The organism is Serratia sp. Ser99 (assembly GCF_024519545.1).
In the GTDB taxonomy this organism is placed as follows: Bacteria; Pseudomonadota; Gammaproteobacteria; order Enterobacterales; family Enterobacteriaceae; genus Serratia; species Serratia liquefaciens.
Genome location: NZ_JALJRT010000021.1, coordinates 1 through 23,919 on the forward strand (window position 1 = coordinate 1; position 23,919 = coordinate 23,919).

General features: G+C 52.7%; 21 protein-coding genes, 1 pseudogene and 1 riboswitch. Of the genes and pseudogenes, 13 read left to right on the forward strand and 9 right to left on the reverse strand.

Translation table 11 applies throughout. The annotated features are described in order from the left end of the window. From tuf to NR114_RS23735, 12 genes and pseudogenes are all read left to right on the forward strand, one after another. A pseudogene (tuf, locus tag NR114_RS23680) lies at positions 1-125 on the forward strand (elongation factor Tu); the annotation flags it as partial. 258 nt (positions 126-383) lie between these two features. Next, the gene (gene secE, locus NR114_RS23685; RefSeq protein WP_020828746.1) at positions 384-767 is read left to right on the forward strand and encodes a preprotein translocase subunit SecE; all 384 of its coding nucleotides are present in this window, start codon (positions 384-386) and stop codon (positions 765-767) included. Between the two features lies 1 nt (position 768). Continuing rightward, entirely contained in the window at positions 769-1,314 is a 546-nt protein-coding gene (gene nusG, locus NR114_RS23690; protein ID WP_004953928.1) for a transcription termination/antitermination protein NusG, read from the forward strand. Positions 1,315-1,476: 162 nt separating this feature from the next. Then, positions 1,477-1,905, forward strand: coding sequence for a 50S ribosomal protein L11 (gene rplK / locus NR114_RS23695; RefSeq protein ID WP_015376316.1), 429 nt, complete (start codon positions 1,477-1,479; stop codon positions 1,903-1,905). A gap of 3 nt (positions 1,906-1,908) precedes the next feature. After that, complete coding sequence (rplA, locus tag NR114_RS23700) at positions 1,909-2,613, forward strand: 50S ribosomal protein L1 (RefSeq protein ID WP_004953932.1); 705 nt, start codon at positions 1,909-1,911, stop codon at positions 2,611-2,613. A gap of 330 nt (positions 2,614-2,943) precedes the next feature. Beyond that, complete coding sequence (gene rplJ / locus NR114_RS23705; RefSeq protein ID WP_020828745.1) at positions 2,944-3,441, forward strand: 50S ribosomal protein L10; 498 nt, start codon at positions 2,944-2,946, stop codon at positions 3,439-3,441. 62 nt (positions 3,442-3,503) lie between these two features. Further along, the gene (gene rplL, locus NR114_RS23710; RefSeq protein WP_012004743.1) at positions 3,504-3,869 is read left to right on the forward strand and encodes a 50S ribosomal protein L7/L12; all 366 of its coding nucleotides are present in this window, start codon (positions 3,504-3,506) and stop codon (positions 3,867-3,869) included. A gap of 334 nt (positions 3,870-4,203) precedes the next feature. After that, positions 4,204-8,232: a DNA-directed RNA polymerase subunit beta gene (rpoB, locus tag NR114_RS23715; protein ID WP_020828744.1), complete on the forward strand. Its 4,029-nt coding sequence runs from the start codon at positions 4,204-4,206 to the stop codon at positions 8,230-8,232. A 118-nt stretch (positions 8,233-8,350) separates the two neighbouring features. Beyond that, positions 8,351-12,571, forward strand: a complete 4,221-nt coding sequence (gene rpoC / locus NR114_RS23720; RefSeq protein ID WP_020828743.1) for a DNA-directed RNA polymerase subunit beta' — start codon at positions 8,351-8,353, stop codon at positions 12,569-12,571. A gap of 171 nt (positions 12,572-12,742) precedes the next feature. After that, positions 12,743-13,189 (forward strand): N-acetyltransferase, encoded by a 447-nt coding sequence (locus NR114_RS23725; protein WP_020828742.1) that lies wholly within the window; start codon positions 12,743-12,745, stop codon positions 13,187-13,189. Then, entirely contained in the window at positions 13,189-13,653 is a 465-nt protein-coding gene (locus NR114_RS23730; protein ID WP_234530538.1) for an oxidoreductase, read from the forward strand. Before NR114_RS23725 ends, NR114_RS23730 begins: the two co-directional genes overlap by 1 nt. A gap of 1 nt (position 13,654) precedes the next feature. Continuing rightward, positions 13,655-14,947, forward strand: a complete 1,293-nt coding sequence (locus tag NR114_RS23735; RefSeq protein WP_046374698.1) for a sensor histidine kinase KdpD — start codon at positions 13,655-13,657, stop codon at positions 14,945-14,947. Here NR114_RS23735 and NR114_RS23740 read toward each other — a convergent pair. The 9 genes from NR114_RS23740 to NR114_RS23780 all read right to left on the reverse strand — a co-directional run bounded on the left by NR114_RS23740 (position 14,915) and on the right by NR114_RS23780 (position 23,051). After that, positions 14,915-15,658 carry a helix-turn-helix domain-containing protein gene (locus NR114_RS23740; protein WP_256814527.1) on the reverse strand — a complete coding sequence of 248 codons (744 nt, stop codon included), beginning with the start codon at positions 15,656-15,658 and terminating at the stop codon, positions 14,915-14,917. The two genes, NR114_RS23735 and NR114_RS23740, sit on opposite strands and share 33 nt — an antisense overlap. Before the next feature lie 395 nt (positions 15,659-16,053). Continuing rightward, positions 16,054-16,527 (reverse strand): thioesterase family protein, encoded by a 474-nt coding sequence (locus tag NR114_RS23745; RefSeq protein ID WP_234530536.1) that lies wholly within the window; start codon positions 16,525-16,527, stop codon positions 16,054-16,056. 303 nt (positions 16,528-16,830) lie between these two features. Beyond that, the gene (thiH, locus tag NR114_RS23750) at positions 16,831-17,964 is read right to left on the reverse strand and encodes a 2-iminoacetate synthase ThiH (RefSeq protein WP_234530535.1); all 1,134 of its coding nucleotides are present in this window, start codon (positions 17,962-17,964) and stop codon (positions 16,831-16,833) included. Beyond that, the gene (locus NR114_RS23755; protein ID WP_234530534.1) at positions 17,964-18,743 is read right to left on the reverse strand and encodes a thiazole synthase; all 780 of its coding nucleotides are present in this window, start codon (positions 18,741-18,743) and stop codon (positions 17,964-17,966) included. The genes thiH and NR114_RS23755 overlap by 1 nt, the downstream gene beginning before the upstream one ends. 1 nt (position 18,744) lies before the next feature. After that, on the reverse strand, positions 18,745-18,945 hold the full coding sequence (thiS, locus tag NR114_RS23760; protein ID WP_048759445.1) for a sulfur carrier protein ThiS: 201 nt from the start codon (positions 18,943-18,945) through the stop codon (positions 18,745-18,747). Beyond that, positions 18,942-19,691 carry a HesA/MoeB/ThiF family protein gene (locus tag NR114_RS23765; protein WP_234530532.1) on the reverse strand — a complete coding sequence of 250 codons (750 nt, stop codon included), beginning with the start codon at positions 19,689-19,691 and terminating at the stop codon, positions 18,942-18,944. Before NR114_RS23765 ends, thiS begins: the two co-directional genes overlap by 4 nt. A 4-nt stretch (positions 19,692-19,695) precedes the next feature. Then, a complete protein-coding gene (thiE, locus tag NR114_RS23770) occupies positions 19,696-20,334 on the reverse strand; it encodes a thiamine phosphate synthase (RefSeq protein ID WP_046374692.1) in 639 nt (212 codons plus the stop codon). Continuing rightward, a complete protein-coding gene (thiC, locus tag NR114_RS23775) occupies positions 20,327-22,270 on the reverse strand; it encodes a phosphomethylpyrimidine synthase ThiC (protein ID WP_256814526.1) in 1,944 nt (647 codons plus the stop codon). The genes thiE and thiC overlap by 8 nt, the downstream gene beginning before the upstream one ends. A 114-nt stretch (positions 22,271-22,384) precedes the next feature. Beyond that, positions 22,385-22,509: riboswitch (TPP riboswitch) on the reverse strand. A gap of 38 nt (positions 22,510-22,547) precedes the next feature. Continuing rightward, entirely contained in the window at positions 22,548-23,051 is a 504-nt protein-coding gene (locus NR114_RS23780; RefSeq protein ID WP_020828731.1) for an Rsd/AlgQ family anti-sigma factor, read from the reverse strand. 99 nt (positions 23,052-23,150) lie between these two features. Between NR114_RS23780 and nudC the strand changes: the two genes are divergently transcribed. Next, entirely contained in the window at positions 23,151-23,918 is a 768-nt protein-coding gene (nudC, locus tag NR114_RS23785) for an NAD(+) diphosphatase (RefSeq protein WP_020828730.1), read from the forward strand. Position 23,919: the final 1 nt, after the last annotated feature.

Here is a 23,919-nt window from a genome sequence, read left to right on the forward strand (position 1 = left end):
GTGACAACGTGAACATGGTTGTTACCCTGATCCACCCAATCGCGATGGACGACGGCCTGCGTTTCGCAATCCGTGAAGGCGGCCGTACCGTTGGCGCTGGTGTTGTTGCCAAAGTTATCGCTTAATCGCTGATAACGTTTGACGCGACACGCGGTAAAAGGGCATCATTTGATGCCCTTTTTCTACGCTGTGAACTAGAACCTATCTCATCAGCGATTTTGCAGTCATAATCATTGGTGAGATGGGCTCTTAAAGCCGTATTGACTGAGATACGTCATAGCGTAAAACACCGAAATGCTGCCGAGCGGCATTTGATCGGTTTGGTTTGTCTTGCTGTGCGAGGCAAAGTTGTCTGTTCTGAATTCATTGTGACAGGTTGGTTTATGAGTGCGAATACCGAGGCTCAAGGGAGCGGGCGCGGCCTGGAAACGGCTAAGTGGCTGATCGTCGCCGTTCTGTTGGTTGTAGCGATTGTCGGTAACTATTACTACCGTGATTTCAGCCTGCCATTACGTGCGCTGGCTGTTGTAGTGGTTATCGCTGTTGCTGGCGCTGTAGCGCTGATGACCACCAAAGGCAAGGCCACCGTTGCGTTTGCACGCGAAGCGCGCACTGAAGTGCGCAAGGTGATCTGGCCAACTCGTCAGGAAACGCTACACACCACGTTGATCGTTGCCGCGGTAACTGCCGTGATGTCACTGATTCTGTGGGGCCTGGACGGTATTCTGGTCCGTCTGGTATCGTTTATTACTGGCCTGAGGTTCTAAAATGTCTGAAGCTCCAAAAAAACGTTGGTACGTCGTTCAGGCGTTTTCCGGTTTTGAAGGTCGCGTAGCGCAATCGCTGCGTGAGCACATCAAACTGCACGATATGGAAGAGCTGTTCGGCGAAGTGATGGTACCTACGGAAGAAGTTGTTGAGATCCGTGGTGGCCAACGTCGTAAAAGTGAACGTAAATTCTTCCCGGGCTATGTCCTGGTCCAGATGGTTATGAACGATGCCAGCTGGCACCTGGTGCGTAGCGTTCCGCGCGTAATGGGTTTCATCGGCGGCACCTCTGACCGTCCGGCACCGATCAGCGATAAAGAAGTTGATGCGATTATGAACCGCCTGCAACAGGTCGGTGACAAGCCGCGTCCTAAAACGCTGTTCGAACCGGGTGAACTGGTCCGTGTTAACGATGGTCCGTTTGCTGACTTCAACGGTGTTGTTGAAGAAGTGGATTACGAGAAGAGCCGCCTGAAAGTTTCCGTTTCCATCTTTGGCCGTGCAACGCCGGTGGAACTGGACTTCGCTCAGGTTGAAAAGGGCTGATCAATTAATCAGCAGCGAGTGGCTTTTGCCGCTTGTCAGAGGCGCGAAATTGAACTATAATTTCGCGCCTTTTGTTTTTATAGGCCTTGCTCATTGAGTTGAGCGGGGTGAAACACGGGGAGCCTCTATTGAGGCGATATTACCCAAACCGAGGAATTGTAAATGGCCAAGAAAGTACAAGCCTACGTTAAGCTGCAGGTTGCAGCCGGTATGGCTAACCCAAGTCCGCCAGTTGGTCCAGCTCTGGGTCAGCAAGGCGTTAACATCATGGAATTCTGTAAGGCGTTCAATGCTAAGACTGACAGCGTTGAGAAAGGTCTGCCGATTCCGGTTGTTATTACCGTTTATTCTGATCGCTCCTTCACTTTCGTTACCAAAACCCCGCCAGCAGCAGTTCTGCTGAAAAAAGCGGCTGGTATCAAGTCTGGTTCTGGCAAGCCGAACAAAGACAAAGTAGGTAAAGTGACTCGTGCTCAGGTACGTGAAATCGCAGAAACCAAAGCTGCGGACATGACTGGTTCTGACGTTGAAGCGATGACTCGCTCCATCGAAGGTACTGCTCGTTCCATGGGCCTGGTAGTGGAGGATTAAGAAATGGCTAAGCTGACCAAGCGCATGCGCGTGATCCGTGACAAAGTTGATGCTACTAAACAGTATGACATCACCGAAGCTGTTGCTCTGCTGAAAGAGCTGGCCACCGCTAAATTCGTAGAAAGCGTTGACGTTGCTGTTAACCTCGGCATCGACGCTCGTAAATCTGACCAAAACGTTCGTGGCGCTACCGTTCTGCCAAACGGCACCGGTCGTTCTGTTCGCGTTGCCGTATTTGCCCAGGGCCCTAACGCTGAAGCTGCTAAAGCTGCTGGCGCAGAGCTGGTAGGTATGGAAGATCTGGCAGACCTGATCAAGAAAGGCGAAATGAACTTCGACGTTGTTATTGCTTCCCCGGATGCAATGCGCGTTGTTGGTCAACTGGGCCAGATCCTGGGTCCACGTGGCCTGATGCCAAACCCGAAAGTGGGTACCGTTACTCCGAACGTTGCTGAAGCAGTGAAAAACGCTAAAGCAGGTCAGGTTCGTTACCGTAACGACAAAAACGGCATCATCCATACCACTATCGGTAAGGTTGATTTCGAGTCAGACAAGCTGAAAGAAAACCTGGAAGCCCTGCTGGTTGCGCTGAAAAAAGCAAAACCATCTCAGGCGAAAGGCGTGTACATCAAGAAAGTTAGCCTCTCCACCACCATGGGTGCTGGCGTTGCTATCGATCAAAGCGGCCTGACTGCTGTAGCGAACTAATCGTCCTGCGATTATCGCTTTGACTTGGGGCTAAGGTTCGTCTAGAATCTTATGCCCCAAGGTTTTGCTATTGGCAATAGCCATAGTGGAACAAAGATTTTTCGGTTGGAGCCTGGCCTATCCAGGCCTCCGTCCAAGACCGCAGGTGTATCGAAAGGTACTTAATCCTTCCTGCGTAGACGGTGACAGAGCCTAAAGAAAATTTTTAAATTGTCTTTGCTGGATTCTGCTCACCGTGTTTGAACGCTCTCGCTGCGTGATTTATCACAAGGTGTTGAGTGATGTGAGTGCTGGGGATTTCCCCCGGCTAAATCCAGGAGCAAAAAGCTAATGGCATTAAATCTTCAAGACAAACAAGCGATTGTTGCTGAAGTCAACGAAGTAGCCAAAGGCGCGCTGTCTGCGGTTGTTGCGGATTCCCGTGGCGTTACCGTTGATAAAATGACTGAACTGCGTAAAGCAGGTCGTGAAGCTGGCGTTTACATGCGTGTTGTTCGCAACACCTTGATGCGTCGCGTAGTTGAAGGCACTCCATTCGAATGCCTGAAAGACACGTTTGTCGGTCCTACCTTGATTGCATTCTCTAACGAACACCCGGGCGCTGCTGCTCGTCTGTTCAAAGAGTTCGCGAAAGCGAATGCAAAATTCGAGGTTAAAGCTGCGGCCTTTGAAGGTGAGCTGATCCCTGCGGCACAAATTGACCGCTTGGCAACTCTGCCTACTTACGATGAAGCAATCGCACGCCTGATGGCAACCATGAAAGAAGCCGCTGCCGGCAAATTGGTTCGCACTCTGGCTGCACTGCGCGATCAGAAAGAAGCGGCATAAGCCCTCTTTCTTAGCCTTTGCTTACGTATTTAAACTATTTCTGAATTTTAGGAACATTTGTTATGTCTATCACTAAAGACCAAATTATCGAAGGCGTTGCAGCTCTGTCTGTAATGGAAATCGTTGAACTGATCGCCGCTATGGAAGAGAAGTTCGGTGTTTCTGCTGCTGCTGTAGCTGCAGGTCCTGCTGCTGCTGCTGAAGCTGTTGAAGAAAAAACTGAATTCGACGTTGTACTGAAAGGTATCGGCGCGAACAAAGTTGCAGTAATCAAAGCAGTACGTGGCGCAACTGGCCTGGGTCTGAAAGAAGCTAAAGACCTGGTTGAGTCTGCACCAGCAGCACTGAAAGAAGGCATCAGCAAAGACGACGCTGAAGCACTGAAAAAAGCTCTGGAAGAAGCTGGCGCTGAAGTTGAAGTTAAATAAGCCACTGCTTTCTGAGTGCAGTCTGTTTTAACTAACAGACTGATGGCTGGTGACTTTTTGGTCACCAGCCTTTTTGCGCTGTAGGGCGTCAGTAGAGTTTCACACTGTTTGGCTACTGACTAACCCCAATATTTCTTTCTATCGACGACTTAATATATTGCCCTCCCTGCCGCAGCAAAATCTGCCGTACAGCGCAACGAAATGATTTAAGCGTGATAGAAACGAGTATTGCGGAAAGTGTTCCCGCTTTCCGGTCGACAAAATGGTGTTGCGTGAACCGTCCTATATCCGGACGGACAGATAGGTTCGACTTTCCAGCGAGCTGAGGAACCCTATGGTTTACTCCTATACCGAGAAAAAACGTATTCGTAAGGATTTTGGTAAGCGTCCACAAGTTTTGGACATACCATATCTCCTTTCTATCCAGCTTGATTCGTTCCAGAAGTTTATCGAGCAAGATCCAGAAGGGCAGTACGGCTTAGAAGCCGCATTCCGTTCTGTTTTCCCTATCCAGAGCTACAGTGGCAATTCGGAGCTGCAATACGTTAGCTACCGTCTTGGTGAGCCGGTCTTCGACGTCAAAGAGTGCCAGATCCGTGGTGTGACGTTCTCTGCACCGCTGCGCGTAAAACTGCGCCTGGTAATCTACGAGCGTGAAGCTCCGGAAGGTACGGTCAAAGACATCAAGGAACAAGAAGTCTATATGGGCGAGATTCCGCTCATGACCGAAAACGGCACCTTTGTGATCAATGGTACTGAGAGGGTTATCGTATCTCAGCTTCACCGTAGTCCTGGCGTATTCTTCGACAGCGATAAGGGTAAAACCCACTCTTCGGGTAAAGTGCTGTATAACGCACGTATCATCCCTTACCGCGGTTCATGGTTGGATTTCGAGTTTGACCCGAAAGACAACCTGTTTGTACGTATTGACCGTCGCCGTAAATTGCCTGCGACCATCATTCTGCGTGCATTGAACTACACCACTGAGCAGATCCTTGACCTGTTCTTTGCGAAAGTAGTTTTCGAGATCCGTGATAACAAGCTGCAGATGGAGCTGGTTCCAGAGCGTCTGCGTGGTGAGACTGCTTCGTTTGATATCGAAGCCAACGGCAAGATCTACATTGAGAAAGGCCGTCGTATCACCGCTCGTCATATCCGTCAGCTCGAAAAAGACGAAATTCATAGTATTGAAGTACCGGTCGAGTACATCGCGGGCAAAGTGGTCGCGAAGGACTATATCGATACCAATACCGGTGAGCTGATCTGCGCAGCCAACATGGAGCTGTCGCTGGATCTGCTGGCCAAACTGAGCCAGTCAGGCCACAAGCGTATTGAAACGCTGTTCACCAACGATCTGGACCACGGTGCGTACATCTCTGAGACCGTACGTGTCGATCCAACAAGCGATCGTTTGAGCGCGCTGGTAGAAATCTACCGCATGATGCGCCCTGGTGAGCCGCCAACGCGCGAAGCTGCCGAAAGCCTGTTCGAGAACCTGTTCTTCTCTGAAGACCGCTACGATCTGTCTGCGGTTGGTCGTATGAAGTTCAACCGTTCTCTGCTGCGTGACGAGATCGAAGGTTCGGGCATCCTGAGCAAAGACGACATCATTGAAGTGATGAAGAAGCTCATCGATATCCGTAACGGTAAAGGCGAAGTGGACGATATCGACCACTTGGGCAACCGTCGTATCCGTTCCGTCGGCGAAATGGCTGAGAACCAGTTCCGTGTAGGTCTGGTACGTGTTGAGCGTGCGGTGAAAGAACGTCTGTCCCTGGGCGATCTGGATACCCTGATGCCACAGGACATGATCAACGCCAAGCCAATTTCGGCGGCGGTGAAAGAGTTCTTCGGCTCCAGCCAACTGTCTCAGTTTATGGACCAGAACAACCCGTTGTCCGAGATCACGCACAAGCGTCGTATCTCTGCATTGGGCCCAGGCGGTCTGACCCGTGAACGTGCCGGCTTTGAAGTTCGAGACGTACACCCGACTCACTACGGTCGCGTGTGTCCAATCGAAACGCCGGAAGGTCCAAACATCGGTCTGATCAACTCCTTGTCCGTGTACGCACAGACAAACGAGTATGGCTTCCTGGAAACTCCGTACCGCCGCGTGCGTGACGGTTTGGTTACCGATGAAATCAACTATCTGTCTGCTATTGAAGAAGGCAACTTCGTTATCGCTCAGGCGAACTCCAACCTGGACGAAGACGGCCGCTTCATAGAAGACCTGGTCACCTGTCGTAGCAAAGGCGAATCAAGCCTGTTCAGCCGCGATCAGGTTGACTATATGGACGTATCAACCCAGCAGGTTGTTTCCGTTGGTGCCTCACTGATTCCATTCCTGGAACACGATGACGCCAACCGTGCATTGATGGGTGCGAACATGCAACGTCAGGCGGTTCCAACCTTGCGTGCTGACAAGCCGCTGGTAGGTACCGGTATGGAACGTGCTGTAGCGGTTGACTCCGGTGTTACTGCCGTAGCTCGCCGTGGCGGTGTGATCCAGTATGTGGATGCTTCCCGTATCGTTATCAAAGTTAACGAAGACGAGATGCACGCGGGCGAAGCAGGTATCGATATTTACAACCTGACCAAGTACACCCGTTCTAACCAGAACACCTGCATCAACCAGATGCCGTGTGTGAATCTGGGTGAGCCAATCGAGCGCGGCGACGTGCTGGCAGATGGCCCGTCCACTGACCTGGGTGAACTGGCGCTGGGCCAGAACATGCGTGTGGCGTTCATGCCGTGGAACGGCTACAACTTCGAAGACTCCATCTTGGTGTCCGAGCGTGTAGTTCAGGAAGATCGCTTCACTACCATCCATATCCAGGAACTGGCGTGTGTGTCTCGTGACACCAAGTTGGGGCCTGAAGAGATCACTGCCGACATCCCTAACGTGGGTGAAGCTGCGCTCTCCAAACTGGATGAATCCGGTATCGTGTATATCGGTGCTGAAGTAACCGGTGGTGACATTCTGGTCGGTAAGGTAACGCCAAAAGGTGAAACACAACTGACGCCAGAAGAGAAACTGCTGCGTGCGATCTTCGGTGAGAAGGCATCTGACGTTAAAGATTCCTCTCTGCGTGTACCAAACGGCGTTTCCGGTACGATTATCGACGTGCAGGTCTTCACCCGCGATGGCGTGGAAAAAGACAAGCGTGCGTTGGAAATCGAAGAGATGCAGCTGAAGCAGGCGAAGAAAGACCTGACTGAAGAACTGCAGATCCTGGAAGCTGGCTTGTTCACGCGTATCCATGCGGTGCTGGTTGCCGGCGGTGTCGAAGCTGAGAAGCTGAGCAAACTGCCACGCGATCGCTGGCTGGAACTGGGCCTGACCGACGAAGAGAAGCAAAACCAGCTGGAACAGCTGGCAGAGCAGTACGACGAGCTGAAATCCGACTTCGAGAAGAAGCTGGACGCCAAGCGTCGTAAGATCACCCAGGGCGATGATCTGGCACCAGGTGTGCTGAAAATCGTTAAGGTTTATCTGGCCGTAAAACGTCAGATCCAACCGGGTGACAAAATGGCAGGCCGCCACGGTAACAAAGGTGTTATCTCCAAGATCAACCCGATCGAAGATATGCCTTACGATGAAAACGGCACGCCGGTTGACATCGTACTGAACCCGCTGGGCGTACCATCACGTATGAACATCGGTCAGATCCTGGAAACCCACCTGGGTATGGCTGCGAAAGGCATTGGTGAGAAGATCAACCAAATGCTCAAGCAGCATCAGGAAGTGGCCAAGCTGCGTGAGTTCATTCAGAAGGCCTACGATCTGGGCGACGACGTCTGCCAGAAAGTTGACCTGAACACCTTCACCGACGACGAAGTCCTGCGTCTGGCAGAGAACCTGAAAAAAGGTATGCCAATCGCAACGCCGGTGTTTGATGGTGCGAAAGAGACTGAAATCAAGCAACTGCTGGAAATGGGCGGGATCCCAACCTCGGGTCAGATTACGCTGTTCGATGGCCGTACCGGTGAGCAATTTGAGCGCCAGGTTACCGTTGGCTATATGTACATGCTGAAACTGAACCACTTGGTTGACGATAAGATGCACGCCCGTTCAACCGGTTCTTACAGCTTGGTTACTCAGCAACCGCTGGGTGGTAAGGCGCAGTTCGGTGGTCAACGCTTCGGTGAGATGGAAGTGTGGGCACTGGAAGCATACGGCGCGGCTTATACCCTGCAGGAAATGCTCACCGTTAAGTCGGATGACGTTAACGGCCGTACCAAGATGTACAAAAACATCGTGGATGGCGATCACCGCATGGAACCAGGCATGCCGGAGTCCTTCAACGTACTGTTGAAAGAAATCCGCTCGCTCGGTATCAACATCGAACTGGAAGACGAGTAATCGTTTTTCCAGCTCAGGCTCCCGGCCTTAGGGAGCCTGAGGGTGGTTGTTCAGGTCACACGGGTGCGCGATTTGTCAGCGTGCACCCAACAGGTTTAACTCCGACAGGAGCCAATCCGTGAAAGACTTATTGAAGTTTCTGAAAGCGCAAACTAAGACCGAAGAGTTTGATGCGATCAAGATTGCTCTGGCATCGCCAGACATGATCCGTTCGTGGTCGTTCGGTGAAGTTAAAAAGCCGGAAACCATTAACTACCGTACGTTCAAACCAGAACGTGACGGCCTTTTCTGCGCCCGTATCTTCGGGCCGGTAAAAGACTACGAGTGCCTGTGCGGTAAGTACAAGCGCTTAAAACACCGCGGCGTGATCTGTGAGAAGTGCGGCGTTGAAGTGACCCAGACCAAAGTACGTCGTGAGCGTATGGGCCACATCGAGCTGGCTTCACCGACTGCGCACATCTGGTTCCTGAAATCGCTGCCTTCGCGCATCGGTTTGCTGCTGGATATGCCGCTGCGTGACATCGAACGTGTACTGTACTTCGAATCCTATGTGGTTGTTGAAGGCGGTATGACTAACCTCGAGCGTCGTCAGATCCTGACTGAAGAGCAGTATCTGGATGCGCTGGAAGAGTTCGGTGACGAATTCGACGCCAAGATGGGTGCGGAAGCTATTCAGGCCCTGTTGAAAAACATGGATCTGGAAGCCGAGTGCGAGCAGCTGCGCGAAGAGCTGAACGAAACCAACTCCGAAACCAAGCGTAAGAAGCTGACCAAGCGTATCAAGCTGCTGGAAGCGTTCGTGCAGTCTGGCAACAAGCCAGAGTGGATGATCCTGACCGTGCTGCCGGTACTGCCGCCGGATCTGCGTCCGCTGGTTCCGTTGGATGGGGGGCGTTTCGCGACTTCAGATCTGAACGATCTGTATCGCCGCGTGATCAACCGTAACAACCGTCTGAAACGTCTGCTGGATCTGGCTGCGCCTGACATCATCGTGCGCAACGAAAAGCGTATGCTGCAAGAAGCGGTAGATGCCCTGCTGGATAACGGCCGTCGCGGTCGTGCCATCACCGGTTCCAACAAACGTCCTCTGAAATCTTTGGCCGATATGATCAAAGGTAAACAGGGTCGTTTCCGTCAGAACCTGTTGGGTAAACGTGTTGACTACTCTGGTCGTTCTGTAATCACCGTAGGTCCATACCTGCGTCTGCATCAGTGCGGTCTGCCTAAGAAAATGGCACTGGAGCTGTTCAAACCGTTCATCTACGGCAAATTGGAGCTGCGTGGCCTGGCCACCACTATCAAAGCCGCCAAGAAAATGGTTGAGCGCGAAGAAGCTGTCGTTTGGGATATCCTGGACGAAGTTATCCGCGAACACCCGGTACTGCTGAACCGTGCACCAACCCTGCACCGTTTGGGTATCCAGGCGTTTGAACCTGTTCTGATCGAAGGCAAGGCAATCCAGCTGCACCCGCTGGTTTGTGCGGCATACAACGCCGACTTCGATGGTGACCAGATGGCTGTTCACGTACCGTTGACGCTGGAAGCTCAGCTGGAAGCGCGTGCGTTGATGATGTCTACCAACAACATCCTGTCACCTGCGAACGGCGAGCCAATCATCGTTCCTTCTCAGGACGTTGTATTGGGTCTGTACTACATGACCCGTGACTGTGTTAACGCCAAAGGCGAAGGCATGGTGCTGAGCGGCCCGAAAGAAGCGGAGCGTATTTACCGCGCCGGTCTGGCTTCTCTGCATGCGCGTGTCAAAGTGCGTATCACCGAAGAGATCAAAAACACCGAAGGCGAGTCTGTACACCAGACTTCGATCATCGACACTACCGTTGGTCGCGCCATCCTGTGGATGATCGTGCCGCGCGGTCTGCCGTACTCGATCGTTAACCAGCCTTTGGGCAAAAAAGCTATCTCCAAGATGCTGAACACCTGTTACCGCATCCTGGGCCTGAAGCCGACCGTTATCTTTGCTGACCAGATCATGTACACCGGTTTTGCTTACGCAGCCCGTTCAGGCGCTTCCGTAGGTATCGACGACATGGTTATCCCGGCCAAGAAAGCGGAGATCATCGAAGAAGCGGAAACCGAAGTTGCCGAGATCCAGGAGCAGTTCCAATCTGGTCTGGTTACCGCCGGCGAACGCTACAACAAAGTGATCGATATCTGGGCTGCGGCAAACGAACGTGTTGCTAAAGCGATGATGGAAAACCTGTCGGTTGAAGACGTGGTTAACCGTGACGGCGTTGTGGAACAACAAGTTTCCTTCAACAGCATCTTTATGATGGCCGACTCCGGTGCGCGTGGTTCCGCCGCTCAGATTCGTCAGCTGGCCGGTATGCGTGGTCTGATGGCGAAGCCGGACGGCTCCATCATCGAAACGCCAATCACCGCGAACTTCCGTGAAGGTCTGAACGTACTCCAGTACTTCATCTCCACGCACGGTGCTCGTAAAGGTCTGGCGGATACCGCACTGAAAACGGCTAACTCCGGTTATCTGACCCGTCGTCTGGTTGACGTGGCGCAGGACTTGGTAGTTACCGAAGACGACTGTGGTACTCACAACGGCATCATGATGACTCCGGTTATCGAAGGTGGTGACGTTAAAGAGCCACTGCGTGAACGCGTTCTGGGTCGTGTGACAGCAGAAGATGTTATCAAGCCGGGTACGGCTGACATCCTGGTGCCACGCAACACCCTGCTGAACGAGAAGACCTGTGACCTGTTGGAAGAGAACTCTGTCGACAGCGTTAAAGTCCGTTCCGTAGTGAGCTGTGAAACCGACTTTGGTGTGTGTGCAAACTGCTATGGTCGCGACCTGGCACGTGGTCACATCATCAACAAAGGCGAAGCTATCGGCGTTATCGCGGCACAGTCAATCGGTGAGCCGGGTACACAGCTGACGATGCGTACGTTCCACATCGGTGGTGCGGCATCTCGTGCGGCTGCTGAATCCAGCATCCAGGTGAAAAACAAGGGTAGCCTGAAGCTGAGCAATGTGAAGTTCGTAATGAACGCCGCAGGCAAGCTGGTGATTACCTCTCGTAACACCGAACTGAAGCTGATCGACGAATTCGGCCGTACCAAAGAAAGCTACAAAGTGCCTTATGGTGCCGTGATGGGCAAAGGTGACGGTGCAGAAGTTAACGGCGGCGAAACCGTTGCTAACTGGGATCCGCACACCATGCCAGTTATCACCGAAGTGAGTGGTTTCATCCGCTTCGCTGATATGGTTGACGGCCAGACCATTACACGCCAGACCGACGAACTGACCGGTTTGTCTTCTCTGGTTGTACTGGACAGCGCAGAGCGTACCGGTAGCGGTAAAGACCTGCGTCCGGCACTGAAAATCGTTGATGCCAAAGGCGACGACGTGTTGATCCCAGGTACTGATATGCCTGCTCAATACTTCCTGCCAGGTAAAGCGATTGTGCAGCTGGAAGACGGCATTCAGATCGGTGCGGGTGATACCCTGGCGCGTATTCCTCAGGAATCCGGCGGTACCAAGGATATTACCGGTGGTCTGCCTCGCGTTGCGGATCTGTTCGAAGCACGTCGTCCGAAAGAGCCTGCAATCCTGGCTGAAATCAGCGGGATTATCTCGTTCGGTAAAGAGACCAAAGGCAAACGTCGCCTGGTCATCTCTCCACTGGACGGCAGCGACGCTTACGAAGAGATGATTCCAAAATGGCGTCAGCTCAACGTGTTTGAAGGCGAAGTTGTGGAACGTGGTGACGTTGTTTCTGACGGCCCAGAATCTCCGCACGACATTCTGCGTCTGCGTGGTGTGCATGCGGTTACCCGCTACATCACCAACGAAGTGCAGGAAGTTTACCGTCTGCAAGGCGTTAAGATTAACGATAAACACATTGAAGTTATCGTTCGTCAGATGCTGCGTAAAGGCACCATCGTCAGCGCAGGTGGCACCGAGTTCCTGGAAGGCGAGCAGGCTGAAGTGTCACGCGTTAAGATTGCCAACCGTCAGCTTGCTGCTGAAGGCAAAATCGAGGCAACCTTCTCACGCGATCTGCTGGGTATCACCAAGGCTTCCTTGGCGACCGAGTCCTTCATCTCCGCAGCATCGTTCCAGGAAACGACGCGTGTTCTGACCGAAGCGGCTGTTGCCGGTAAGCGTGATGAACTGCGTGGCCTGAAAGAGAACGTCATCGTGGGCCGTCTGATCCCAGCCGGTACCGGTTACGCTTATCATCAGGACCGTATGCGCCGTAAAGCACAGGGTGAAGTGCCAGTTGTTCCGCAGGTGAGCGCGGAAGAAGCAACGGCTAACCTGGCTGAACTGCTGAATGCAGGCTTGGGCGGCAACAACGATTAATCGTTGAATGCACTCGGGATCCGGCTTGCCGGTTCCTTACCAGATAAACCGCTCCTCCGGGGGCGGTTTTTTTTTGCCCGCTCCGGCAGGGGGAATTTTTGCTACTATGAATAAACCCAAAATAATGGCTAAAATCACCTGCGTGCTATTACAACCAAGGATTGTACAGATATGGACAGCCTGATCACCTTCGAGAAACTTACGGCAAAACACCTGCCTTACCTGTATGAAATTAGATTCTCCGTCGAAGAGAACCCGCTTCACCCTCACCAGATCCAATATCTTCATAGGACCCAGGCACTGGATGATATCAATCAGGGTGGTGGTTGGATTTGTAAGTGCGGTGATGATTACGCCGGCGTAGGTTTCGGGCTCTTTATTCCTGAACCCTTGATCGGTGGGCTGTTTGTTAAACCGGAATACCAGTCGAAGGGGATTGGTTCTGCCTTACTGAATGCAGTAACGGCATGGTTATTCGAAAATGGTGCTCAAGAGATCCATCTCACTACCGATCCGGGATCGAAGGCTGAAGCGTTTTATCAGCGGCGCGGGTGGGTTGCCATTGGCAAGGATGAGTTTGGTCAGGCGGAGTTGGTTAAACGTAAAGGTGATAAGTAATGAAAATCAAAGGATTGATAGCATTATTTCTGATGTCTCTGTTTAGCGCTCCACTCTATGCTGGCGTTGATTATTTTTATCTTAAAAAGAGCGATGGCGAGAAGGTTAAGATTACGCTAAAGGCATTAGAGGCGATGCCATCTTCTTCGATTAAAACCTCTACCAATTTCACTCCTGAGGCCGTTTTTACCGGCGTTGAGTTTAGCGTGCTGGCAAAGGAATATGGCCTGACGGGAAGTAAGGTTCGCGCTTTTGCCTGGGATGATTATTCATACTCAATGCCCGTTGCTGAGTTGGCTAAATACAAGGTTATTATCGCCTATAAGAAAAATGGCGAGCTTATGGACGTCGCACAGTTAGGGCCTTTTGCGATTATCTATCCTCGTGATAGCCACCCAGAGTTGAACAATATTGATGTGAACGCAAAAACCGTTTGGCAGATAAAGATGCTAGAGGTTAAGTGAAATGAGCAAAAAATTTATCGGGACGCTTGTCGCTCTGGTTGCAGTGTTGGTACTCTTAGTTTTACTGATTGCCACAAATTTCGGCAATGTGAAAGAGCGATACAAGCAGATTGAGCCCAATCTCGATAATTACTCCGTTGCTGAAATCCTCTTTTTGTCATTTGAAAGGACAAAAACCGCATTGCTGCTGGGCGATGAGGATAACTACGACGCTTTTATGCTCAAAAAGAAAATATTTGCCTCAAAAATTGCCATTCTTGAGGGGCGCTCGACGTTCAGCGATGCTTTTTATTATGATGAAGAATTTATAAAAACCATTGCGGTTTTGAAGCAGCAGTATGCTGAGCTGGATCAACTTAGCGTTGAGTTGTTAAATGGCACCAAAACCAGAGCCGATATACTCTCCTTTATGGACGAGATGGAAATTACCCTGGTCGATATTCAAGAGATAATCTACAAAATACAGATAAGGAATTTCACCGAGGTTAAAGACATCATCAAAGATAATTCAGGTAAAGCCGAGCTGTTTGCTATTATTTCACTGGTGCTGATTTTCTTGATGATGTTCCTGATTTTGAAGCATGCGTTTTCACTGAAGGAGATAGTTAAGAATAAGAATATCTTTATTTCTTCCATTTACCATGAGATAGCCGGCTCAACGCAGGCCATCGTCATTGCGGCAGACATCATGGAGCATGAGTTGGTGCAGGATGAGTTAAAAAAAGAGGCCAGGCTCATCTCGCATCACGGCAATAAAATTGCAGAGCAAACGCGTGAGGTCATGGATTACTCACGGCTTGAAATGGGGGAAGTAAAGGTCAATGATTCTCTGTTTTCACTCAATGAGGTGGTTGACGATGCTGTTGCTGCGGTGGGTGGGGACGGTCGCAATAAATTTATTGTCCGGCATTCGTCTTATTCAGGGGAAGTTCATTCCGATAAATACAAGTTATATCGAATAATCGTCAATCTGTTGGGTAATGCCGATAAATATACCCATTGCGGATTAGTAATTCTGAATGTGAAGGTTTGTCACGGTCGTCTTTATCTTCTGGTGAAAGATAACGGTATCGGATTTAACGTGAAAAATATTAACAGATTATATAAAGCATTTAATCAGGGGGTGGAAAGAGAGACGCGCCAGGGGCTGGGCTTGGGCCTGACCATTATAAAGAACTATGTGACCAGGATGAAGGGCACCCTCAGAGTAAAATCTGTTGAGGGTAAAGGCTCGTCATTCCTCATTTGCTTGCCAATAAAATCAGTTGAAAAACAAATGGGAAAGCAACAGTGAAGAAATAATCAGCGGCTTGGCTGGTTTCTCAATCAAATGCACGTCGTAGTTTAATATCATATCGCCGATGTTTTTCTCATAGTGGTGTAACTGGCCTGTCAGGATGATGATTTGTGCATGGGTATCCACTCGATCTTTTATCTTTTCTACGACCTTTTCTGATGTCTCGCCAAAGTCTAACAGCCAATCAAGGATAAAGGCCTCGTAGGTATGTTGCTCCAGGCTATCGATGATTGCTTTTGCGGTTGGAAAAGTCTCTGTTTCGATACCGTAGCGGGTGGTGATTTTTTTTAGCAACTCCAGGATGTCTTGGTCATTGTCGAGGATGGCAATTCTGGGTGCAGGAAGAAAGTCTATTTTCCTGACCTTATACAGCTCTGCGCCTGCGCTTTTATCTCTGCCGGTGTTAATAATAAAAAGATCGTCTTTTCTGAACGCATAGGTTTCCGCGTCCTCAATGCTGTCTACCGGCTTGTCATCAACCTCGATATTGCACCGTTTATGTATGCTGTTCATGATAAACACGCAGTTGTGGGCTCTGCGTCCTTCAAAAGATTCATTGAAGTATTGAAATACTCTTTTTATCTCGTCGAGAGTGATGCCTCTTTTACCGTCCAGCTTCTGCTTGGCGCTGTTATATTGAAGGTTCAGAATGCTTGCCATGGTTGATGCGTGCTTTCTGTCACCTACCCCTTTCTGGGCCAGCAACATACTGATTGCCTCTGCGTAATTTGGCGTTTTTTTCATGATCACCTCGATTTTTCTGATGTTGACCACGAGCATTTGCTGTCCCGAGGTTGCCTGCTGGCTCGATTATAGATGAAGTCAGGATGGCTGCGGCGATATCCGTTTGATTTTCATGACTAAACTCAAATTACACTCAATATCACTCAAAAAAACACTCAAAAGACATTCACATTTTATCGTTGATATGATTAATTAGCTCTTATATGTGCGATTCGCGTTCCTGGGGGGGCTGCCTGTCTCACAGAATAAGCTGCCTGCTCTTGTCTTCAAGCTAGGGGCAGGCAGCAAAAAAAGATACACGGCCGACGCCAGGGCCATTGCAGCATCAGGGACTCATCACATCACCGCGGCGCAGGTGGTCACACCTTGCTCGCCTGTTGATATTGCCGCACGCTTTCTGCTACTTCTTCTGGCGCCACTACGCCTTCTTTCCCGACTACGACTGCCTGTGACGTGCCCAGTGCCACAATCCGATCGCCGACACTGAAAGTATGAGTCGCATAAAAGTAACGATCGCCCCAGTGAGTAATGGTCATACTGACTTGATAACGTTGGAAGGGCTGCAGCGCCTTTTTGTAATTCATATTCAGTTGACTGACGATCGGCGACCAACGCCGCTTGAGCATCAGCTTCATTAATCCGGTTCGAATAAACATATCTACCCGATTGAGGTCGCACACCGTCAGGTAGCGGCCATTATTCATGTGCAGATTGATATCGATATCATTTAGCCAAACTCGAGTTTGCAGGGTGCTGGTCAGGTCATCCATTGACATGCGCGGTTTCCAGCGTGACGAGATAAAGATCCAAATCAGTCGCAGGTACAGGTTCATGGTTATTATTCCGCCGGGGGTGAGAGGTTAAATGTGGTCCAACCAGTTGACTTTGTCAAAATCCCCGAACCGCGTTGATGAGTGAGCAAACCAAAAAGGAAGGCCCGGATCGCGCGGGAGGGTATCCGGCACGATCCGGGGATGGGTAAGGCGGGGCCATTGAGAAGGTAACGGCCCCGGCCGGCGCCGGGTTTGGCGGCCGGCAGAGGGACTATAGCCGGTGTGATTTTCGGTACCAGCTTGGTTGATAGACTTTGCGCAGTCTATCTTTGGATTTCTCTGCAATGGTTAATGGATTACAGCTTATTGCGCGCCACGTCCAAGATAGCCGTCCCAGTCTTTCCACACCGGCTGCAAACCGGCATCGCTAATCGCTTGCGCCACCTGTTGCGGCGTACGGCCATCATGCGGTTCGAACTGCTCCAGTTCAGGCGGCACGTCGTCGGCATAGCCACCGGGTTGTGTCTTGGATCCGGCGCTGACGCTGTTGATCGCCACCGGGATCATGTGATCGCGGAAGAACGGGGATTCACGCGTCGACAAAGAAAGTTCCACGTCGGGGGCGAACAGCCGGAAAGCACAGATCAACTGCACCAGTTGCGGTTCACTCATGATCGACGCCGGTTCTATACCGCCGGCGCAGGGGCGCAAACGCGGGAACGAGATGGAATAACGGCTCTGCCAATAGGTTTGCTGCAGGTAGAATAAGTGCTCGGCCAGCATATAGCAGTCGGTGCGCCAACTGTTGGAGAGCCCGACCAGAGCGCCGAGACCGATCTTGTCGATCCCGGCGCGGCCCAAGCGATCCGGCGTGGCCAACCGCCAATGAAAGTCCTGTTTCTGCCCACGGAGGTGATGCTGCAGATAGGTGGCGGGATGATAGGTTTCCTGATACACCAACACGCCATCCAGCCCCAGCGTTTTCAGTTCGGCATACTCTTCCTGCGCCAGCGGTTGTACCTCCATCATCAGCGAACTGAAATGGCGGCGGATCGCCGGAATATGCTGGCGAAAGTAATCCATGCCGACCTTGGTTTGGTGTTCACCGGTGACCAGCAGCAGATGCTCAAAACCCAAAGCTTTAATCGCCAGACACTCGCGTTCGATTTCTGCGGCATCCAGGGTTTTTCGCTTGATGCGATTGCTCATTGAAAAACCGCAGTAAGTGCAGTCATTAGCGCATAGATTAGACAGGTATAAGGGCACATAGAAGCTGACCACGTTACCAAAACGTTGGCGAGTCAGTTGCTGTGCACGTTGCGCCAAAGGTTCCAGATATTGCGCCGCGGCAGGGGAGATCAATGCCATAAAGTCTTCACGCGTCAGCTTGTCCGCATTGAGTGCACGCTCCACATCCCGCGCCGTCTTACTGTTAATGCGCAGCGAGATGTCGTCCCAATCCAACTGCTGCCAGCGGCGGCTGAAATCATCGGCCATCACAACGTCTCCCCGGCCTGGCTGAGAAAAGCCGTCAGCGGGCTGGAAGCCGCCGCACTACGTTGGCTACTGCCCAAACCGGCCTGACGCGCCAGTTCACCGGCTTCCAATGCCAAACGGAAAGCATGCGCCATCTGTACGGGATCGCGCGCCACGGCGATAGCCGTATTCACCAGCACCGCATCGGCACCCAGTTCCATGGCTTCCAGTGCATGGCTCGGCGCACCGATACCGGCGTCCACTACCACCGGCACTTTGGCCTGTTCGATAATGATCTCCAGAAAGTCGCGGGTGCGCAGCCCCCGGTTGGAACCGATTGGCGATCCGAGTGGCATGACCGCCGCGCAGCCCACTTCTTCCAGCCGTTTGCATAGCACCGGGTCGGCACCGCAGTAAGGCAGCACCACAAAGCCTTCTTTTACCAAGGTTTCCGCCGCTTTCAGGGTTTCTATGGGGTCCGGCAGCAGGTATTTCACATCAGGGTGAATTTCCAGTTTTACCCAGTGAGTGCCGAGTGCCTCACGCGCCAGCCGGGCGGCAAACACCGCTTCGCCGGCGGTTTTGGCGCCAGAGGTGTTGGGCAGCAGGCGAACGCCCAACTGTTGCAGCGGCGCCAGAATGGCATCATTGCCGCCGTGCAGATCGACGCGCTTCATCGCCATGGTGACCAGCTGCGAACCGGAGGCCTGCAGGGCTTCCAGCATCAGCGCTGGGGTGGCGAACTTGCCGGTGCCGGTAAACAGGCGTGAAGTAAAGGTGGTATCGGCGATTTTTAGCATGTCAGCCTCCGGCGATCGCTTGAAACAACAGGATGTCATCACCGTCCTGCACCTGGTGGTTAGCCCAGTCGGCGCGTGGGATGATGGTTTGGTTGATAGCCAGCGCGGTGCCCGGCTGGTGGCGTTGCAGTTGCTCCAGCAAAGCATCGACGCTCAGGGGCTGCGCCAGTTCCAACGGCTGCTCATTAAGCCGGATCTTCATGCTGCCCCTCCGCATACTGCACAGGTGCTGGCCTGGCTGAGTTGCAAGGTGCTCCAGCTTTGTTGTTTACCGTCGAACAACCGTAGTTTGCCATTCAGTGGTGAAGGCATGCCTGCCAGCATCTTTATCGCTTCCAGGGCTTGCAGCGTACCGATGACGCCGACCACCGGGCCGAGCACGCCAGCGGTGCGGCAATTGCGCTGCGGTTCTGCCTGTTCCGGGTAAAGGCAAGCGTAACAGCCGTGGACATAAGGCGGTTCAATGACCAGCAACTGGCCGCTGAAACCCACCGCGCTGCCGCTGATAAGCGGCTTGTCGGCGCTGATGCAGGCGGCGTTCACCGCATGGCGGGTTTCCATATTGTCGCTGCAGTCCAAAATGAGATCGGCGCGCTCCACGGCGTGGTGCAAGGTTTCGCCTTGCAGCCGTTGCTCCAGCGCAATGGACTCGACCATCGGGTTCAGTACCTGTAACTGGCGCTGTGCCAGAGCGGCTTTGCTTTTTTCCACGTCGGGGCTGCGGTACAGGATCTGGCGCTGCAGGTTGGTGACGTGAAGCGTATCGTCATCGGCCAGCAACAGCGTACCGACGCCGGCGGCGGCCAGATAGAGCGCTGCAGGGGAGCCTAAGCCCCCAAGCCCGACGATCAGCGCCGTCGAACGCTTCAGCTTCTCCTGACCTTCCGGGCCGATATCTTCCAGCAGCAGTTGGCGGCTGTAACGCAGGAACTCTTGATCGTTCAACATGGCGTTACTCCTTGCCTTCGATCAGCTGCAGCAGTTGAGCGGTAGCGGCGCGCCAGTCCGGCGCCTGAGTAATGGCGCTGACCACCGCCACGCTACCTACGCCACAGGCCAACACGTCGGCCACGCGATCGATACTGATCCCGCCGATCGCCACCGTCGGATAGTCACTCAACCCGAGGATATGGCGTTTCAGCTCTGCCAGGCCCTGGGGAGCGGAAGGCATGTCTTTGGTTTGCGTCGGGAAGATATGCCCCAGCGCAATATAAGAAGGCTTCACTGCAATGGCACGTGCCAGTTCGGTATCGTCATGGGTAGAAACGCCCAAACGCAATCCGGCGCGGTGAATGGCCGCCAAATCGGTAGTCTCCAGGTCTTCCTGGCCCAGGTGCACGCCATAGGCATCGTGTTTAATCGCCAATTGCCAATAGTCATTAATAAACAGCCGGGCGTTGTACCTTTTACCGAGCGCAATGGCGGCGGCAATATCCTCTTCGACCTGCTCATCCGGCAAATCCTTGATGCGCAGTTGGATGGTGGTAACACCCGCATCCAGCAGGCGAGCAATCCATTCGACACTGTCGACTACCGGGTATAACCCCAGCTTGTGCGGAGTGGCGGGGAAAGGCGTGGTGATATCAGTCATTGCTCAGTTCCTCTTGCAGGTTGCCGGCGCTGTGGTAGAGCTCGCTGCCGCGTGAACGGAACTCGGCCGACATTTTTTCCATGCCGGTGAGTTGTACTTCTATCGGTTTGGCGGCTTCCTGCGCAGCGGCATAGTCGCGTACTTCCTGCGAAATTTTCATCGAGCAGAATTTGGGGCCGCACATGGAACAGAAGTGGGCGATTTTGCCGGACTCTTGCGGCAGGGTTTCGTCGTGATAAGCGCGGGCGGTAGCCGGGTCGAGCGCCAGGTTGAACTGATCTTCCCAGCGGAATTCGAAACGCGCCTTGGACATGGCGTTATCGCGGATCTGGGCACCCGGGTGGCCTTTGGCCAAATCGGCGGCGTGGGCGGCAATTTTGTAGGTGATCAGCCCCTGTTTGACGTCTTCTTTGTTCGGCAGCCCGAGGTGCTCCTTCGGCGTGACGTAACACAGCATGGCGCAGCCGAACCAACCGATCATCGCGGCGCCGATGCCGGAGGTGAAGTGGTCATAGCCTGGAGCGATATCGGTGGTTAGCGGGCCAAGGGTGTAGAACGGCGCTTCGTGGCAATGCTCCAACTCTTCGGTCATGTTGCGACGGATCATTTGCATCGGTACATGACCCGGGCCTTCGATCATCACCTGCACGTCATATTCCCAGGCAATTTTAGTCAGTTCGCCCAGCGTGTGCAGTTCGGCGAACTGCGCTTCATCATTGGCGTCCTGAATTGAGCCGGGGCGCAGGCTATCTCCCAGGGACAGTGAGACGTCATAGGCGGCGCAAATTTCGCAGATTTCGCGGAAGTGCTGGTACAGGAAGTTTTCCTGATGGTGTGACAGACACCATTTAGCCATGATCGAACCGCCGCGCGAGACGATGCCGGTCAGGCGCTTGGCGGTCATCGGTACATAGCGCAACAGTACGCCGGCGTGGATGGTGAAGTAGTCAACGCCTTGCTCTGCCTGCTCAAGTAACGTATCGCGGAACATTTCCCAGGTCAGGTTTTCCGCCACGCCGTTCACTTTTTCCAGCGCCTGATAGATAGGCACCGTGCCGATCGGTACCGGGCTGTTACGCAGGATCCATTCGCGGGTTTCGTGGATATAACGGCCGGTGGACAGGTCCATCACCGTATCCGCGCCCCAGCGGGTGGACCAGACCAGTTTTTCGACCTCCTCTTCGATGGATGAGGTCACCGCCGAGTTGCCGATGTTGGCGTTAACTTTCACCAGAAAATTGCGTCCGATGATCATCGGCTCGGATTCGGGATGGTTGATATTAGCGGGGATGATGGCGCGTCCAGCGGCCACTTCCTGGCGAACGAATTCCGGCGTGATGTTCTCCGGTAGATTGGCGCCCCAACTCTGGCCTGGATGCTGCTGACGCAGGACATCGCCACGGATACGCTCGCGGCCCATGTTTTCGCGGATGGCGATAAACTCCATCTCAGGAGTGATTACGCCAGCGCGGGCGTAGTACAACTGGGTGACGCATTTGCCGGGTTGCGCCTTGCGCGGCCGCGGCAGATGTTCAAAACGCAGGTGATCCAGACCTTCATCCGCCAGGCGCTGCTGGGTGAAACCGGAACTGACGCCATTGAGCAGTTCGGTATCACCGCGTTCAGCTATCCAGCCTGCACGCAGTTTTACCAGGCCGGTATGCACATTAAGTTCAGATTGCGGATCGCCATAAGGACCGGCAGTGTCGTATACCGGAATGGCTTCGTTGGGCTGGTACTGTGGGTTGTCTTTGTCGCCGCCAAGCAGCGTGGGGCTAAGCTGGATTTCACGCATCGGCACCTGCAGATCGTTGCGTGAGCCCTGCAGATAAATCCGGCGTGAATTGGGAAAGGACACGCCCTGAAGGGTATTGATAAACTGCTGGGCTTCTTCGCGTTGCTCTTTACGGGCACGGGGTTTTTTAACGTTAGACATAGCAAGTTCCTACCAGTGTGTTGGGTTGGGAATGTTGCTTGTCTGGAGCTCGGAGGGAGTAATGATGCTGGCCGACAGGGCGGGATTATCCCTGTTGGGATCACCTGCCTGTGGCGATAGATTACTCTTGTTCCCTTCGCGGGTATTAACCCGATCAGGTTCCGCGGATCCCGAATTAACGGTCTCAGCCTGGCCAATTTGATGAACAAATCAGGCGCTAGGCACTCCGACAAGATGCCCCCAGTATAGGAGGGTGAATAAAAAAAACTACAAAATTCTAACGTGCCTGATCCAGCGCTTTATCCGGCATCGTTTGTTGCCAGGCTTCGGTCGCCAGTTGGATCAGCTTATCTTCCAGGGTAAAACGTGCCGCCAGGGTTTCACCGATATCCGACAATGCCTGATGGAGTTCCAGGCACACATCCTGATCGATATCCACTTCGGTATAGCGATCGTGAAATGCCATAATCTGTTCGGTATTTGCCCACAGTTTGGGGTAGATGTTTACCGACAGCGTCATTTTCGGACTGGATGCGCCTTCCACTTGCTTGATAATTCTGTCATAGATATGAAAATGACCGGCGGAGAGGTAATCCACCAGATTATGGCAAAAGTTCTCCAGCGCTTTTTCATTCAGCGGCGTATGCTTTTCTTTATTCGGTTTGATACCCACGAGGGTGCAATAGGCGACCAGCAATTGCTTGCGAGCCTGAAGCCATTGATCAACTAATTCATTACTACCACCAACGCGCTGAGTCAGGCTTTCCAAACGGTTGAGCATGTTTGACTCCGTAAGTAATAAAACGTAACAGTAAGTTATTAAAATGTTACAAGGCCGATTTGTAGAGTGCCAGTGAAGCTGAGGTTGTGCAACAACGATATGGAACTTGCATTAACGGGTAATGAAAATGGCTGGTGGATTGTCAGCCATGAAAGCAAACTTTGGTTACCAAACGGTGAATTGCCGTGTGGTTTGGCGGCGTCATTCTCCCTGCAGGGGCGAATGGCCAGGGCTATTGGTGAATGGGAAGGGCTGCCGGTCTGGCTGGTCCGTCAGGCGATGCCGCAGGACATGGGCTCGGTACGCCAACTGCTTGAGCTCGATCGTGGACTGTTCCAGCTCGCCGGTAGGGGAGTGCAACTGGCCGACTTCTACCGTTCCCATCGCTACTGCGGTTACTGCGGCCACGAGATGCACCTCAGTCGCACGGAGAGTGCCTGTCTGTGCGGCAATTGCCGCGAGCGTTACTACCCGCAAATCGCCCCTTGCGTGATTGTTGCCATTCGACGTGACGACGAGATCCTGCTGGCCCAGCACGTGCGCCATCGCGGTGGAATTCATACTGTCCTGGCCGGTTTTGTTGAGGTCGGCGAAACACTGGAGCAGGCGGCGGCGCGCGAGGTAATGGAGGAAAGTAATATTGAAATCAAAAACCTGCGCTACGTCACCTCGCAACCCTGGCCATTCCCGCATTCGCTGATGATGGCCTTTATGGCCGATTACCATCGGGGTGAGATCCGTCACGATCCGAAAGAGCTGCTTAATGCCGGCTGGTACCGCTACGATCGGTTGCCGCTTTTGCCGCCGCCCGGCACCGTGGCGCGTCGCCTGATAGAGGACACCGTAGCCTTATGCCGCGAGCAATAAC

What these genes read in the sequence shown, in the direction of transcription:
- thiC (WP_256814526.1), bottom strand. Translation starts at nt 22,270, where the DNA reads ATGTCTAACGTTAAAAAACCCCGTGCCCGTAAAGAGCAACGCGAAGAA.
- rplL (WP_012004743.1), top strand. Translation starts at nt 3,504, where the DNA reads ATGTCTATCACTAAAGACCAAATTATCGAAGGCGTTGCAGCTCTGTCT.
- NR114_RS23730 (WP_234530538.1), top strand. Translation starts at nt 13,189, where the DNA reads ATGAAAATCAAAGGATTGATAGCATTATTTCTGATGTCTCTGTTTAGC.
- thiS (WP_048759445.1), bottom strand. Translation starts at nt 18,945, where the DNA reads ATGAAGATCCGGCTTAATGAGCAGCCGTTGGAACTGGCGCAGCCCCTG.
- NR114_RS23755 (WP_234530534.1), bottom strand. Translation starts at nt 18,743, where the DNA reads ATGCTAAAAATCGCCGATACCACCTTTACTTCACGCCTGTTTACCGGC.
- rplK (WP_015376316.1), top strand. Translation starts at nt 1,477, where the DNA reads ATGGCCAAGAAAGTACAAGCCTACGTTAAGCTGCAGGTTGCAGCCGGT.
- nudC (WP_020828730.1), top strand. Translation starts at nt 23,151, where the DNA reads ATGGAACTTGCATTAACGGGTAATGAAAATGGCTGGTGGATTGTCAGC.
- rplJ (WP_020828745.1), top strand. Translation starts at nt 2,944, where the DNA reads ATGGCATTAAATCTTCAAGACAAACAAGCGATTGTTGCTGAAGTCAAC.
- nusG (WP_004953928.1), top strand. Translation starts at nt 769, where the DNA reads ATGTCTGAAGCTCCAAAAAAACGTTGGTACGTCGTTCAGGCGTTTTCC.
- NR114_RS23765 (WP_234530532.1), bottom strand. Translation starts at nt 19,691, where the DNA reads ATGTTGAACGATCAAGAGTTCCTGCGTTACAGCCGCCAACTGCTGCTG.
- rplA (WP_004953932.1), top strand. Translation starts at nt 1,909, where the DNA reads ATGGCTAAGCTGACCAAGCGCATGCGCGTGATCCGTGACAAAGTTGAT.
- NR114_RS23725 (WP_020828742.1), top strand. Translation starts at nt 12,743, where the DNA reads ATGGACAGCCTGATCACCTTCGAGAAACTTACGGCAAAACACCTGCCT.
- NR114_RS23735 (WP_046374698.1), top strand. Translation starts at nt 13,655, where the DNA reads ATGAGCAAAAAATTTATCGGGACGCTTGTCGCTCTGGTTGCAGTGTTG.
- NR114_RS23740 (WP_256814527.1), bottom strand. Translation starts at nt 15,658, where the DNA reads ATGTTGCTGGCCCAGAAAGGGGTAGGTGACAGAAAGCACGCATCAACC.
- thiE (WP_046374692.1), bottom strand. Translation starts at nt 20,334, where the DNA reads ATGACTGATATCACCACGCCTTTCCCCGCCACTCCGCACAAGCTGGGG.
- thiH (WP_234530535.1), bottom strand. Translation starts at nt 17,964, where the DNA reads ATGGCCGATGATTTCAGCCGCCGCTGGCAGCAGTTGGATTGGGACGAC.
- secE (WP_020828746.1), top strand. Translation starts at nt 384, where the DNA reads ATGAGTGCGAATACCGAGGCTCAAGGGAGCGGGCGCGGCCTGGAAACG.
- NR114_RS23745 (WP_234530536.1), bottom strand. Translation starts at nt 16,527, where the DNA reads ATGAACCTGTACCTGCGACTGATTTGGATCTTTATCTCGTCACGCTGG.
- NR114_RS23780 (WP_020828731.1), bottom strand. Translation starts at nt 23,051, where the DNA reads ATGCTCAACCGTTTGGAAAGCCTGACTCAGCGCGTTGGTGGTAGTAAT.
- rpoB (WP_020828744.1), top strand. Translation starts at nt 4,204, where the DNA reads ATGGTTTACTCCTATACCGAGAAAAAACGTATTCGTAAGGATTTTGGT.